The organism is Pseudomonas sp. FSL L8-0168 (genome assembly GCF_037976155.1).
In the GTDB taxonomy this organism is placed as follows: Bacteria; Pseudomonadota; Gammaproteobacteria; order Pseudomonadales; family Pseudomonadaceae; genus Aquipseudomonas; species Aquipseudomonas paracarnis.
The window spans coordinates 1757379-1771805 of sequence record NZ_CP150262.1 but is presented as its reverse complement, the minus strand read 5'-3'; the positions used below and the strand labels follow the sequence as shown (position 1 = coordinate 1771805).

Genomic DNA, 14427 nt, shown 5'->3' with positions numbered 1-14427 from the left:
TAGAATTCTCCTCATGCTTAATATGTCGCTCACTGCGGGGTATATAAGGTGCGGCATGGGGTGATTCAACCGGGGGACTATTTCAAACTGTGTCCTACGCCTCGGGCGTAGGGCCTTGAAGGGATTTTCCGACCTGTATCGTCAGCCCTTATCAACCCGATACTACCTCGCCGCCCCGTGATTATAAGGGGTACGTCCTCGGCAGGGGCCAAATGAAGTACAACCGCAAGTAAGTGACGCAGAAGTGTTGCCAGATAATCGCTGTACGACCCCAAGTGAGTCGTACAGCGTCAATGGCCTTACTGGCGATAGGACTTCAGGAAGTTGCCGATGCGACCAATGGCCATTTCCAGATCATCCACGCGTGGCAAGGTCACTACGCGGAAGTGATCCGGCCACGGCCAGTTGAAGGCGGTACCTTGCACGACCAGCAGTTTTTCCGACAGCAGCAGGTCGAGCACGAACTTCTCATCGTTGAGGATCGGGCAGACTTTCGGGTCGATCCGCGGGAACGCATAGAGCGCACCCATGGGCTTCACACAGCTCACGCCGGGGATAGCGTTGAGCAACTCCCAGGTGCGGTTACGCTGCTCCAGCAGGCGGCCTTGAGGCAAGACCAGGTCATTGATGCTCTGGTAGCCGCCGAGGGCGGTCTGGATCGCGTGCTGGCTCGGTACGTTGGCGCACAGGCGCATGTTGGCCAGCATGTCGATGCCTTCTATATAGCTTTGCGCATTGTGCTTGGGCCCGGAGATGGCGATCCAGCCGGAGCGGAAACCCGCCACGCGGTAGGACTTGGACAGGCCATTGAAGGTCAGGCACAGCAGGTCCGGGGCCAGGGAGGCGGTGCAGATATGCACGGCGTCATCATAGAGGATCTTGTCGTAGATCTCGTCGGAGAACACCACCAGGTTGTGCTGACGCGCCAGTTCCAGCATGCCCAGCAATACTTCCCTGGAGTACACGGCGCCGGTGGGGTTGTTCGGGTTGATGATCACCAGAGCCTTGGTGTTGGGAGTGATCTTGGCCTTGATGTCGGCCAGGTCCGGGAACCAGTCGGCGCCCTCATCACACAGGTAATGCACCGGGTGCCCGCCCGCCAAGGTCACGGCGGCGGTCCACAGCGGGTAATCCGGGGCTGGCACCAGGACTTCATCGCCGTTGTTGAGCAATGCCTGCATGGACATCACGATCAGCTCGGACACGCCGTTGCCCAGGTAGATGTCCTCGATGCCGACACCTTCGACCTGCTTCTGCTGGTAGTACTGCATCACCGCCTTGCGCGCGCTGAACAGGCCTTTGGAGTCGCTGTAGCCCTGGGCGGTCGGCAGGTTGCGGATCACATCCTGGAGGATTTCGTCCGGCGCTTCGAAACCAAACGGCGCCGGGTTGCCAATGTTCAGCTTGAGGATGCGATGGCCTTCCTCTTCCAGGCGTTTGGCGTGCTTGAGCACCGGGCCGCGAATGTCATAGCAGACGTTGGCGAGCTTGTTCGATTTGCTGACCTGCATGGCGATGTGATCCTGAAAATGAACGATCCCGACGGCGTAGGCACTACCGTAGGGTGAAGCCTGCACGGCCCGCACCCATAAATACGTTTGAATGCCGATGGCGCGGGTGCCAGACTGGCGTTTTGAAGAGGCGCAATCATACGTGCCGTCTGATCCATGGAAAAGACACAGATCAGGGTTTTTCAGTTGCCGAGGTGTACCGATGGAAAAGTTGCAGAAAACTGTAGATGAATGGAAGGCGATGCTCGATCCGGAGCAGTACAACGTGTGCCGTCTCAAGGGTACCGAGCGACCGTTCAGCGGCAAGTACAACGCCACCAAGACCGACGGCGTCTACCACTGCATCTGCTGCAACGAGCCGCTGTTCGATTCCAAGGCCAAGTTTGATTCCGGCTGTGGCTGGCCCAGCTTCTATGAGCCGATTGCCGACAGCGCGATGGTCGAGATCCGCGATGTCAGCCACGGCATGATTCGTACCGAAGTCACCTGCGCCAAGTGTGACGCACACCTGGGGCATGTGTTCCCGGATGGTCCGCCGCCGACGGGCCTGCGCTACTGCATCAACTCGGTATGCCTGGAGCTGGTGCCGCGCTAGGCTTGCATGGTCCCTGCAGGAGCGAGCGTGCTCGCGAAAAACGTCAACAATAACGCGGGCTTCCTGAATGAACGCGGCGCCTGATGGTTTTTCGCGAGCAAGCTCGCTCCTAAAATAAGGCTCTTTTTTCCTGACTGAGGCATTGCCATGAGCGACTCCCTGCTGAGCATCCCTTGCACCACCATAAAGGGTGAGCAAAAGACCTTGGCCGATTTTGCCGGCAAGGCCATTTTGGTGGTCAACACCGCCAGCAAATGCGGCTTCACCCCGCAGTACAAGGGCCTTGAGCAGCTTTGGCAGCAATACAAGGACCAAGGCCTGGTGGTGCTCGGCTTTCCCTGCAACCAGTTCGGCAAGCAGGAACCGGGCAACGAAGGCGCGATATCCGAGTTCTGCGAGCTGAATTTCGGCGTCAGTTTTCCGCTGTTCAAGAAAATCGACGTCAATGGCAGCGATGCCCACCCGCTGTTCGTGCAGTTGAAAAAACAGGCCCCGGGACTACTGGGTTCCAAGAACATCAAGTGGAACTTCACCAAGTTCCTCATCGGCCGTGATGGCCAGCAGGTCAAGCGCTTTGCGCCAACCACCAAGCCCCAGGACTTGACCCAGGAGATCGAAGCCCTGCTCAAATGACCTAAGCATTGCGGGTAGCCCTCAGAGGCTGATGGTCTTCGGTACCCACAGCTCCAGCAAGGCGTTGAGTTCTTCCCGGCGAAACGGCTTGGCCAGGTAATCGTTCATTCCCGCGGCCCGGCAACGCTCGCGTTCTTCGGCCATCGCGTTGGCGGTCAAGGCCACGATGGGCAAGTCCGGCCACCGCCCGCTGCGACGAATCTGTCGGCTGGCCTCATAGCCATCCATCACGGGCATGTTGCAGTCCATCAACACCATATCGAAGCGCTGATCCTCCAGCAGCTTGAGGGCTTCGCCACCGTGGGCCGCGACGATCACCTCGCACCCGAGCTTGCTGAGCATGCCCTTGGCCACCAGTTGGTTGACCGCGTTGTCCTCCACCAGCAGGATGCGCGCGCGGTGCGCAAGCGGTGCGGCTTCTATCTGCACCGGATCGAGGACCAGTTGCGCGTCGCTGCGCAGGTTGCGTTGCAGGATCTGGTACAGCGCATTGCGGCTCAACGGGCGGGCTTGTTGCTGCAGCGGCGCCAGGGCCGCGACTTCAGCGCTGGGCAAAAAGTTGCCGTAGGCGGTGACCAGCAGAATCGGCGCGCTGATGCCCGGGCGCAAGCGGAACAGGCATTCAGGGCAGTCGGTGATCAACAGGTCGGGCGCCAGCCCGCTCAGATCATCGTCCTGGGAGTAGCAGCGCGGCGTCAGCCCCCAAGAGGGTAGCAGGGTGGTGAGCAGCTCCGTCAGCCCGCCGCCGGCGTTGGTGATGGCGATCACCTCGCCGGTGAGCGGTGCATAGCGTGTGGCAGGCAGATGCGCGGGCAGCGGGAGGTCGGCGCAGAACTGGCTGCCAAAGCCCACCTCCGAGCTGATACTCAAACGACCTTGCATGGCTTCGCACAGGTTATGGGTCAACGCCAGGCCCAATCCCGTTCCACCAAACTGGCGGGTGATGCCAGCGCCGGCCTGGGTGAATGGTTGGAAAATTTTCACTTGGGCTTCCTGAGCGATACCAATGCCGGTATCGCACACTTCGATGCTGACCCTGCCTGCCGAGGCGCGCAGGCGCACGTCGACGCGGCCAAAGCGGGTGAACTTCAAGGCATTGGAGAGCAAGTTGCTGACGATTTGCCGCACACGGGTTGGGTCGCCGATCACCTGGGCGGGAAATCGCGGGTCGATCAGGCAGGTCAACTCAACACTCGGCGCCGCGTTTTGCGACAGCAGGTTGGCGGTGTCCTCCACCAGGGAGCCCAGGTCGAACGGAATATGCTCCAGCTCCAGTTGCCCAGCGTCGAATTTGGACAGATCGAGGATATCGTTGAGCAACTCCACCAGCACTTTACCTGAGTCATGGGCAATGGACAGTTGCTGGCGCTGTTCGGCAGTCAGCGGGCTGTCCAGTGACAGGGCAATCATGCCCAGCAGCCCATTGAGTGGCGTGCGGATTTCATGGCTCATATTGGCCAGGAATGCCGCCCGCGCCTGGGCCATGCCCAACGCCGTCATTTTCGCTGCTTCCAGCTCATCGTTGGACTGGCTCAAGCGTAGGTTGCTGGCCTTGAGTTCAAGGGTGCGCGCCGAAACGATATTTTCCAGCTGCCCCAGGTACTCCGTGAGGCGGTCTTCGGCGTGGCGCCGTTGCTGGATCTCGGTTTCCATGTTTTCAAATTGCTGGTTAGCGACATTGACCAGCACGCCGATTTCATCGTGTTCATGCCCCGCGGGGCAATCCAGTCGCGCCTGTTTGCGTGTGCTCAGTTCGCGAATAATGCGCACCAGCGGTTGGGTGAGCATCACATAGAACAGGCCCAGCAAAATCCCGGTGAGCAGCAGGCTGCGGGCGAAGCCGTTGAGCAGGGTGATCTCGGCGCGATGCAGGAAACGGCTGCCAAAGGCATAGGTATCGACGTCCAGGCGTAGCACACCCAGGGAGTCGTTGGGCATATGGCTGAGAAACAGCCGGTCTTCAAACTGGCGATTGGCCCCAAACAGAAAATCGCTGACGGGCCGATAGTTGCTTTCTTTGCGCGGGCGGTTGACGTCGGCCAGCACCACGCCATTGTTGTCGATCAACTGCGCGCGGATGATGGCAGGGGAGTGCAGCAGGCCCAGGGTCAGTTCCTGGGCGAGTTCGGCATCGATGTTGTAGGCGATGCGTGACGCCGGGTTATGGCTGATTTCAATCAGTGAGCGTATTTCACGGTTGATGGATGCGTCTTCGCTGGCATAATCAATGCCGATTTGGATCAGGCTGAGCAAGGTTCCCAACACGAAACCGACCAGCACAGTCAATCTGGCTTGTTTATAAGACAAGCGGTGGGCGAACTTGATATCCATCGAGTGTTGAACCACTTAGCGTTTCCCTTCGCCCGGCAAGCATAGCTGAACATCCACAAGCTTTGGCTTGCCCGGCATGAATCGTTTGTTTGATGCAGCCCATGCAGTGTGCCGCAGGGTTGCCAATACGCCATCTTTTGCAAGAACTTGCCAGAGGAATAGCTGTGGATTCTCGATTGAATGCCTTTCTTGAGCGTGCCGATGCGGTGCTGGCTCGCCTGGAACCGTTGTTACCCGCACCGCGCCAAGCGATCGACTGGAACCAATGCCTCGCCGCCCGTTGGCAGCGCGAAGGCCGCAATGGCTTCCTGTTGCCGCTGGAGGTCAGCCTGGACATGCGCTTGTCGGACCTGATAGGTGTCGACAAGCAACGTGAACAACTGGCGCGCAACACCCAACAGTTCCTCGACGGTTTGCCCGCCAACCATGCGCTGTTGTGGGGTTCGCGTGGCACCGGCAAGTCTTCCATGGTCCGTGCCTTGCTCGCCCAGCACGCCAACGCGGGCCTGCGCTTGATCGAGATCGAGCGTGACCACCTGGCGGACCTGCCGCGGGTGGTCGAGCAACTGATCAAGCTACCACAACGCTTTATTTTGTTTTGCGATGACCTGTCGTTCGAGGCCGGCGAAGGTGACTATCGGGTGCTCAAGAGCGTGCTGGATGGCTCCCTGGAGCAGGCGCCGGAAAACGTGCTGCTGTATGCCACGTCCAACCGTCGCCATCTGGTGCCGGAAAACCAGAGCGACAATGACAACTGGAAACGCGTGGATGGCGAGTTGCACCCGAGCGAGGCGGTTGAAGACAAGATTGCCTTGTCGGATCGTTTTGGTTTGTGGTTGTCTTTTTACCCGTTTAGCCAGGAGCATTTCCTGGATGTGGTGGAGCACTGGATCGGTGAGCTGGCCAGCAAGGCCGGCTTGCAGTGGCAGCGCGATGAACAGCTTGATGTCCTCGCGGTACGCTGGGCCACTGGGCGCGGCAACCGCAATGGTCGGTGTGCCTATCAATTCGCCCGTTACTGGGTAGGTCTCAAATTGCTGGAACGTCAACCATGATCGATCTACAACAGGCCGGCAGCGGCCTTGATGGCTATGCCATGCTGTGCGCGCAACTGGAGTCGCTGTTGGCTGATGAACGCGATTTTATTGCCAACAGTGCGCAGTTTTCCGCGTTCCTGTTCAACCAGCTGGATGACTTGAACTGGGCGGGTTTTTACCTTAATCGCAATGAAGAGCTGGTGCTTGGGCCATTTCAGGGGCAAATCGCCTGTGTGCGCATTCCGTTCGGTCGTGGCGTGTGTGGTGCGGCTGCGGCAACGCGGCAAACCCAGCGCGTGGAAGATGTGCACGCATTCCCAGGCCATATTGCCTGCGACAGCGCTTCGAACAGTGAATTGGTGGTGCCCTTGGTCAAGGACGGTCAATTGATTGGCGTCCTTGACCTCGACAGCCCGTCCTTGGCCCGGTTTACCCCCCAGGACCAGGTGGGGATCGAGCGCTTGGCGGCGATTTTCCTGCGATTGACCGACTGCTGAAGCGGCGGGTGTTTATGCCGGTAGCGCAAGGAGCGCGTTTGCTCGTTCCTTGGGCTACCGGCTGTTGCACTTATTGGCCTGGCAGCTCATCCAGCTGAACCTGCAACATCTTTTCCAATTCCAGCATGAGTTGTTCCAGTGCCTTGATGCCGCTTTCGATCACCGCCCACTCCTCATTGCGAGAGCAGGTTTGTTCCAAGGCTTCGCATTGCCCCGCCAATGAGTGGGCTTGCACGATACGGGCCGCGCCTTTGATCTTGTGAGCTTGCTCAATGATGTCTGAGAGGGGCGCGTGTCGATCCAGCAGTTCGATAAGCAGCTGGCGGTCGTGAAGGCTGCTGCTCAGCAGTTCCTCCAGCAAGCGTCGACTCAAGTGGGGATCACCGCCGGTCAGCGCTTCCAGGCATTCGAGGTCCAGCCGTGGGTGCACGGCTTTAGGGACAATGTGTGTCAGTTGGCGCTCCAGCACGGTAAGGCTGATGGGCTTGAACAGGCAGTCATCCATGCCGGCTTGCACGCACCGTTGCCTTTCCTCTGGCTGGGCGTTGGCGGTAAAGCCCAGTACCACGCAGGGCACCAATTGCTCGCGCTGCTCATACTCACGGATTGAGCGACTCAGTTCATAGCCATTCATGATGGGCATATTGCAGTCGGCAATCACTAAGTCGAAATGCTCTTTACGCCAGGCCTGGAACCCCGCCGCACCGTGCTCGGCAGCGGTGAATTTATGGCCCAGGTAGCCCAGCTGCTGGCACATCAGCAGGCGGTTCGCCGGGTGATCGTCGACCACCAGTACATTAAGCATCAGTGCGGTAGCCGGCTTTTGCGGCGTTTGGTCACCTACCGGCTGGACCGCTTGCAAGCGGGGCATGCTCAGGTTGACGTGCACCTGGGTGCCCACCATGGGCACGCTGCTCAGGCTCAGTTGGCCGCCCATCATCGCGCACAGGCTGCGGCAGATCACCAGCCCCAGGCCCGCACCACTACGGGCCAGTTGCCCGGAATTGTCTGCTTGCGCAAAGGGTTCGAACAGGCGTAGTTGGTCCTCCCGACTGATGCCGATGCCGGTGTCTTCCACCACCAGTTTCAGCTCGATCTGCTCCGGTGCCTGGGTAGGCTGCAGTTCAACCTTAATCTTGACCTGTCCCTGTTCGGTGAACTTGATCGCGTTGCTCACAAGGTTCGAGAGCACCTGCTTGAAGCGCAGCGGGTCTATCAGCACCTCGATATCGTTAAGGTCGGGCTTGAACTCCAGCAGCAGGCTGAGGGTTTTTTGCCGTGCAAGACCGTCGAACACGCGCACCACTGATTCAATGACCTCCCGCAGGTTCACGCGCTCCGGCGCCAGGCTGAGGCGGCCCGACTCGATACGCGCGATGTCGAGGATGTCACCGATCAGTTCCAGCAGGTCTCTGGCCGAGTTGTACGCCACTTCGATTGCCGGACGGTCAAGATGCCCTTGATCGGCGCGCTTGAGCGTCAGTTCGAGCATGCCGATCACGGCGTTCATCGGGGTGCGAATCTCGTGGCTCATGGTGGCCAGGAACGTGCTCTTGGCGCGATTGGCCTCGTCGGCACGCTCCTTGGCGGCGCGCAGTTCATCGAATAGCTGGCGTCGGTCACTGATATCGATCCAGCCACCGATGATGCCTTGGACTTCACCCGTGGAGTCGCGGTAAGGCAGGATCCAGTGGTAGATGGTCAGTTTCCTGTCGTGGATATGCAGGCTGCGATCGAGGATCAGCGGGTTGCCCTCGGCCACCACGCGCAGATAGTCAGCATGGTACTGGGCCGCCTCCGACTCCAGGGCCATGCTCATCTGGGTCACGCTTTTGCCGATCACGTCTTCACGCTTGACGTCGAACACCTGCAGGTAGCTGTCGTTGCAGGTCTGCAGCAGGCCATTGCGGTCGCGCACGTAGATCGGATGCGGCGTCTCATTGACCAGCGCGCGCATGAACTCGAACTGATCGTTGAGGGCGCGTTCGGCCATTTTTCGATGCTTGATCTGGCGCCGCATGTAGGCGTTCCAGGCCAAGGAAATCAACAGCAACAGGCCGGTGCCGATGATGATGCGCGCGATCAACTGATGATAGTTTCGCCAGTAACTGTCGGACGCGGCGGTGTAGCCCCGCCAGCGGCTGTTGATCACGCCCATTTCATCCGGGGCAATGCTGAGCAGGGCCTTGTCGAGGATCGAGCTCAACTCCGTGGCTTGGCGCGAGGTGGCCAGGGTGAATGTTGCGGGGGTGGTGCCGATGCTGGCGCTGATTTGCAGGCGGTCCTGGAAAACCTGGGAAGACAGGAAGTAGTTGGCGATCACCAGGGTGTTCACGGCCCCATCTACTTGTCCCTGTGCGAGCAGCTCGGATGCTCTGAATGTATCACTGGTTTCCACCAGGTGAATCTCAGGAAAGTCCTTGGTCAAGGTTGCGGCCAGGGGGTTACCCTGGGTTATCGCCAGGCGCTTTCCGGCCATTTGCTCCATGTTCGACGGCGCTCCTGGCTCTTTGCGCGTCAACAGCACATAGGAGTTTTCGAGGTAAGGGCGGCTGAAATTAAGTTGTGGGTCTCGCTCGTTGCTGGGAACGATGGCCCCGATCATATCGACTTTCTGGGTCGCGACCTGGTCGATCATCGCGTTGACGTCGCGCCCACGTTGTACCGAAAAACGCAGGCCGGTGCGCAGGCGGATCAATTCCAGCAGGTCCGCGGTGATCCCGCGAAAGTTGCCGTCCGCATCGAAAAATGTCAGTGGCGCGAAGGTTTCGTTGACGATGACCGTCACCACCGGGTGGTCTTTGAGCCAACGCTCTTCGCGCTGGGTCAGTTGCAGTTTCTTGTCGGTCAGCAGGATATCGCTGCCGGCGCTCCAACGCTTGGCGATGCTCTCCCGTTCATTGATGGGCACCGAAGCCAGCGCTGAATCGACAATGCTCAAGAGCATCCGGTTGTCCTGACGCGTGGCAAAGCTGAAGCCATAAGCTTCATGCTTGCCGAAGTTGGCCATGCGAATGTTTTTGAGGTAGCCCTTGTTGATCATGTAATGGGTGGAAATGGTGTCACCGAGAAACACATCCGCCTGGTCGAAGGCCACTGCATTCAAGGCATTCTGATAAGAGGGGTAGGCGCGGATGATCGCCTTGGGGTACAGCTTTTCCACCTCATTAAGCGGCAGGTAGTGATAGACAAGGCTCAGGCGCAGTCCGTCGAGGCCTTCACTGAGGCTGCGGGTTTCTCCCTCGCGTGTGACCAGGACTGGCTGGTCTACCGCATAGGGTTCGGAGAGGATCAGATTCGGCGTTGCAGCCTCAAAGCCGTTGGAGGAGCCCAACAAGTCGATTTCCCCGGCTTCCAGGGCGCGAATGGCAGCCGCCCGGGACGGGTAGCGCATCACAGTGATGGGCAGGGAGAGTGCCTTGGCCAGCAATCCCGCGTAATCGGCGGTAAGGCCTTCATAATCATGTCCGCTGGACGTGAGGTCAAAGGGTGGGTAGTCAGGACTGGATGTACCCAGCGTTAGTTCACGTTTGTTATGCAGCCACTGGCGCTGGGCCTTGTCAAAATGAGTGTCCAGTTGTACAGCTCCCGCACGACTCAAGAGGGTGAAGCGTTCCGGGCTGGTTTGGTGCTCTGCCAGCACAGTTGTGCTGAAGTACAAACCGGCACTTAATATAATCAGATAGTCCTTTATACGCCTGGGCATCCGCTTTCTCACACTAGCGCGTTTCGTTTTGCCAACTCGATGAGGTCGACCAAGGATTTGGCTTGGAGTTTTTGCATTAATCTTTTCTTATAAGTACTGACGGTCTTGTTACTCAGGAACATACCTTTGGCGATTTCCTTGTTAGTGCGACCTTGTGCAAACAGTTGCAGCACCATCAGCTCCCGGTCGTTGACGGTCTTGAACAGTTCCAGCTCCTGAGCATCCATGCCTTCCGTTCCGGGGCCATTCAAGGCCTGGCTGGGGAAGTAGTTGTAGCCGGATAGCACCGCGCGGATGGCGCTCAGCAACTCGCTCAGGTCACCCTCCTTGCACACATAGCCCTCTGCCCCCGAGCGCATGCACCGCGTGGCAAACAACGTCGGACATTGAGCCGTGAGGACCAGGGTTTTCATCGAGGTGTTCATGGCGTTGAACCGGCAGAGCACCTCAAGGCCATCAAGTTTCGGGATGCTGATGTCGAGAATCACCAAGTCTGGAAGGCATTCACGCACCATCTGTATGGCATCGCACCCGTTATCTGTTTCGCCGACCACTTTGTAACCTTCATGTTCCAGCAACATTCGAATGGCAAGCCGGATAACGGGATGGTCGTCGATAATAAAAACTGAGTTCATAGTCACATTCCATGCAGGTGCAGATAAAGCGGGCACATTAGCTCAGAAGGTGAGTCCGCAGTATGAAGCTCGCAAGGAGTAGATGCAGAACAGGAAAGTTCCTACATTTAAAAAGGTATAGACCTACAAGTTGTTAGGTAATCGTGACAAGGCATGTGAGCGTTTCGAGGTCGATCATGACAAGACGCAAGGCTGGGGAATTTACGGCGGGCCTCGTATCTATTTTCGTTGAAAGGAATGTTTAAAATCCTACATGAGGGGGTCGAAAGTTAAGCCGATTAATATTTCAAGATCATCTTTGTTCAAAGGTTTTGGCAAATAGCCAAGGAGGGGGAGATTTCGTTGCGCGGCTTGTGTCGTCAGGTTGACCAGTTCTGGCGTAGGTAAGCCGCTCAACAGGATGGCACTGCTGATGAAGCGTCGGCGGCTGGCGATTTCCACCAGTTCAAGCCCAGGCAGGTCTGGCAGGCATTGGTCGCATAACATCAGGTCGAAAGGGTGTTCGGACTGGCTCATCGCGCGTATGGCCTGCTCGGCGTTTTCCACCGCGGTCAGTTGGTCGAAGCCGAAACTTCTGAGCAGGCATTGGGTGGCCAGGAGTTGAAAGGGGTGATCCTCCACCAAAAGAATACGGAGAGAATAGCTGGGCATAAAGAGCACACAGTAAGGCAAGCGTCGATGGGGGCAGTAGGAATGACTCGGCTGGTCCGTTGGGAGCGCGCGTGATTATTCTTCGAGTGTCTGTACGAATTCGATCAGGCCGCTCTGTTCCCGTCGTAGGGCAATTCGCTTCAGGGAACAGGTTGCCTGATGAAGTCGTTATTGGGGGCCGGAGCGCCCGGTCATTTCTCGTGCCATTTCGGTGGCGTAGCTGTCGGTCATACCGGCGATGAAGTCGATCATCCGCAGGAACGAGGCGTGCAGTGACCAGGCGGGGTCTGGCGCGCTATTGCCTAGCAGGTCGAGAATGCGCCGGTTCTTGAACGACGGGGTGCGCCCGCCATGTTGTTCAAGGGCCGCGCCGCAGAAGGCGTTCAGCAGGATTTCCAGGGTGGTGTAGGCCCCGATTTCATGCAACGTCTTGCGCTTGTCCTGGAAGATTTTCTTGCGCGCCATGTCCTTGGCATCCAGCACGCAGCGCTTTGCCGGGCCGTGCATGTGCTCCACCAGATCCCCCGGCAGCGTGCCGGCCAACAGGGCGTCCTGTTGTTCGACGAACGCCTGCGCCGCTGCGTTGGTCAGGTGCTCGATGGCTTTGCCGCGCAGGATCGCCAGCTTGCGGCGGCGCGAGTCCATTGGCCCCAGTTGGCGATAGGTTTGTGGCAGATCATCGCCGACCAGGTCCAGCAGCAATGACTCGACTTCGGCGTACTCCAGCAACTCCATTTCCAGGCCGTCTTCCAGGTCGATCAACGCATAGCAGATGTCGTCGGCGGCCTCCATCAGATACACGAGCGGGTGACGCGCCCAACGTTGTTCCTCCAACTGAGGCAACCCCAGCTTGTGGGCGATTTGCTCAAGAATCGGCAGCTCGCTCTGGTAACAGCCAAACTTGTGTTTCTTGTAGCCCAGCGAGTCGGCGTGGCGGGCGGTCCAGGGGTATTTAAGGTAAGTGCCCAAGGTGGCGTAGGTCAGCCGCGTACCGCCGTCGAACTGATGGTATTCAAGTTGGGTGAGCACCCGAAAACCCTGGGCATTGCCTTCGAAGTTAAGGAAGTCATTGCGTTCGGCGCTGCTCATGTCATCCAGCCAGCCGCGCCCGGCGGCCTGTTGGAACCAGTGGCGAATGGCGTCTTCGCCAGAGTGCCCGAACGGTGGGTTGCCGATGTCATGGGCCAGGCAGGCCGATTGCACCACCATGCCCAGGTCGCTCGGGTCGCACCAGTCGGGCAGGGCGCCGCGCAGGGTTTCGCCTACGCGCATGCCCAGGGAGCGCCCCACGCAGCTGACTTCCAGCGAGTGGGTCAAGCGTGTGTGGATATGGTCGTTGCTCGTCACCGGGTGTACTTGGGTCTTGCGCCCCAGGCGCCGGAACGCGCCAGAGAAAATAATGCGGTCGTGATCTTTGTGAAAGGGACTGCGGCCCAGTTCTTCAGGGCTGTGCAGGGGTTTTCCAAGACGTTCGCGGGTCAACAGGGTGGGCCAATCCAAGGCAGAGGCTCTCCGTAGGGTGAATGACAGCGCCAGCTTCCCGGTTCGGCCTTTATGGGGCAAGCGAATCCAGCGGTCGGCCGCGTCAGTATCAATTAACAGGCAGCGCAAAAAACCGCAATGACCAGCAGTTGTCTGGTCGTTGCGGTCATTGGCTTTCGAAGGTCAGCTTTTGCGCGAAGCGCCTTGCATGGCCAACTTGATCAGTGGGATCAACCCGGCACCCAGCCGCACCAGGCGCGTGATGCTGCTGATACTGCCGCCCTTGGCGCCCTTGCCGGTAAAGAAGCCCATCAGCGTGACCGCCGCCACGCCCCACAACGGCGCGTGCTTGATGCCCAGGCTGTCCTGCCAGTTGTGGCGCATATTGCGCATTTTGTGCAGGGGGGCCATGAGTTGTTGGGACTCATGCCGGATTTCCTGGCGGTGCATTTCCATGCGCAGGCGGATCAAGGCTTTGCGCATTTCCCGGCGTGACGTATTTTGCGGGATCTCAGTCATGCTCATGGCAGCAGGCGCTCCCGGTCATTGGCCAGTTCTTCGAGCGTGGCATGGAAGGGCGTGGACTCATCGAATACCGCCGCCTTCAAGCGCACGCCGCAGAACGCAGCGGCCAGGCTATAGAACACGCAGAGGCAGATGATGCCGGTCAGGCGATAGCCCGTGTCCCACACCAGGATCATCACCAGCGTCGACAAGCCCACCAGCAACAGCAGGGCAAACACCAATGCCAGGCCGGCAAACAGCAACAGGCTGACGGTACGGGCCTTTTGCTCTTGTAATTCAATGCCGAACAACTCGACATGACTGTGCAGCAAGCCCAGCACAGCTGCGCCCAGGCGTCGGGAAGTTGAACCGCTTGCTGAGGAATGTGCGCTCGTGGATGAGCTGGATTCGCCGATAGACATGGTTAGCGCCTTGTAGCCATTAGACCGATCAAAAAACCTACGCCGGCAGCAATGCCGACTGACTGCCATGGGTTGGCTTGCACGTAGTCTTCAGTGGCAGTGATCGCCGCCTGGCCGCGCTCGCGCAATGAGTCTTCGGTCAGTTGCAGGGTCTGGCGGGCCTTGAGCAGGCTCTCGTGGATCTTGGTGCGCAGCTCGTCAGCCTGGTCACCGGCCAGCACGGCAGTGTCGTCCAGCAGCTTTTCGGTATCGCTGACCAGGGTTTGAAAATCCTCCATCAGTATCTCTTGAGCAGTCTTTGCTGTTTTACCGGCCATGGTTATCTCCGTGGGTAGCTGATCTGTACGTGTGGTTTCGAGTCGCGGCGTTCGCTGAAGGTTCACTGCAATTGTGTGGTACAGCTTTTGCTTTGCCTTGGTGCGC

13 protein-coding genes are annotated in these 14427 nt (G+C 58.6%); 4 read left to right on the top strand and 9 right to left on the bottom strand.

Translation table 11 applies throughout. The features are described 5' to 3' along the window. Positions 1-299: 299 nt before the first annotated feature. Positions 300-1511, bottom strand: coding sequence for a pyridoxal phosphate-dependent aminotransferase (locus tag MHH62_RS07510; protein ID WP_003209058.1), 1212 nt, complete (start codon positions 1509-1511; stop codon positions 300-302). Positions 1512-1713: 202 nt separating this feature from the next. Between MHH62_RS07510 and msrB the strand changes: the two genes are divergently transcribed. Both msrB and MHH62_RS07500 read left to right on the top strand, forming a co-directional pair. After that, the gene (msrB, locus tag MHH62_RS07505; protein WP_014717680.1) at positions 1714-2106 is read left to right on the top strand and encodes a peptide-methionine (R)-S-oxide reductase MsrB; all 393 of its coding nucleotides are present in this window, start codon (positions 1714-1716) and stop codon (positions 2104-2106) included. A gap of 147 nt (positions 2107-2253) precedes the next feature. Then, positions 2254-2739 (top strand): glutathione peroxidase, encoded by a 486-nt coding sequence (locus tag MHH62_RS07500; protein WP_014717681.1) that lies wholly within the window; start codon positions 2254-2256, stop codon positions 2737-2739. A 21-nt stretch (positions 2740-2760) separates the two neighbouring features. Here the strand turns inward: MHH62_RS07500 and MHH62_RS07495 are convergent, their stop codons facing one another. Continuing rightward, entirely contained in the window at positions 2761-5070 is a 2310-nt protein-coding gene (locus MHH62_RS07495; protein WP_032902969.1) for a response regulator, read from the bottom strand. A 164-nt stretch (positions 5071-5234) separates the two neighbouring features. Between MHH62_RS07495 and MHH62_RS07490 the strand changes: the two genes are divergently transcribed. Further along, complete coding sequence (locus tag MHH62_RS07490) at positions 5235-6125, top strand: ATP-binding protein (RefSeq protein ID WP_019820351.1); 891 nt, start codon at positions 5235-5237, stop codon at positions 6123-6125. Then, entirely contained in the window at positions 6122-6604 is a 483-nt protein-coding gene (locus MHH62_RS07485) for a GAF domain-containing protein (RefSeq protein WP_014717684.1), read from the top strand. The genes MHH62_RS07490 and MHH62_RS07485 overlap by 4 nt, the downstream gene beginning before the upstream one ends. Positions 6605-6674: 70 nt before the next feature. Here the strand turns inward: MHH62_RS07485 and MHH62_RS07480 are convergent, their stop codons facing one another. The 7 genes from MHH62_RS07480 to MHH62_RS07450 all read right to left on the bottom strand — a co-directional run bounded on the left by MHH62_RS07480 (position 6675) and on the right by MHH62_RS07450 (position 14321). Next, the gene (locus MHH62_RS07480) at positions 6675-10310 is read right to left on the bottom strand and encodes a transporter substrate-binding domain-containing protein (RefSeq protein WP_032874100.1); all 3636 of its coding nucleotides are present in this window, start codon (positions 10308-10310) and stop codon (positions 6675-6677) included. Positions 10311-10318: 8 nt separating this feature from the next. Beyond that, entirely contained in the window at positions 10319-10945 is a 627-nt protein-coding gene (locus tag MHH62_RS07475) for a response regulator transcription factor (protein ID WP_014717686.1), read from the bottom strand. A 249-nt stretch (positions 10946-11194) separates the two neighbouring features. Then, on the bottom strand, positions 11195-11596 hold the full coding sequence (locus tag MHH62_RS07470; protein ID WP_014717687.1) for a response regulator: 402 nt from the start codon (positions 11594-11596) through the stop codon (positions 11195-11197). A gap of 168 nt (positions 11597-11764) precedes the next feature. Beyond that, positions 11765-13096 carry a deoxyguanosinetriphosphate triphosphohydrolase gene (locus MHH62_RS07465; protein WP_014717688.1) on the bottom strand — a complete coding sequence of 444 codons (1332 nt, stop codon included), beginning with the start codon at positions 13094-13096 and terminating at the stop codon, positions 11765-11767. Between the two features lie 165 nt (positions 13097-13261). Continuing rightward, positions 13262-13603, bottom strand: a complete 342-nt coding sequence (locus MHH62_RS07460) for a hypothetical protein (RefSeq protein ID WP_014717689.1) — start codon at positions 13601-13603, stop codon at positions 13262-13264. Continuing rightward, the gene (locus MHH62_RS07455) at positions 13600-14004 is read right to left on the bottom strand and encodes a phage holin family protein (protein WP_005786473.1); all 405 of its coding nucleotides are present in this window, start codon (positions 14002-14004) and stop codon (positions 13600-13602) included. Before MHH62_RS07455 ends, MHH62_RS07460 begins: the two co-directional genes overlap by 4 nt. A 2-nt stretch (positions 14005-14006) precedes the next feature. Then, the gene (locus MHH62_RS07450; protein ID WP_339232759.1) at positions 14007-14321 is read right to left on the bottom strand and encodes a YqjD family protein; all 315 of its coding nucleotides are present in this window, start codon (positions 14319-14321) and stop codon (positions 14007-14009) included. Positions 14322-14427 lie beyond the last annotated feature (106 nt).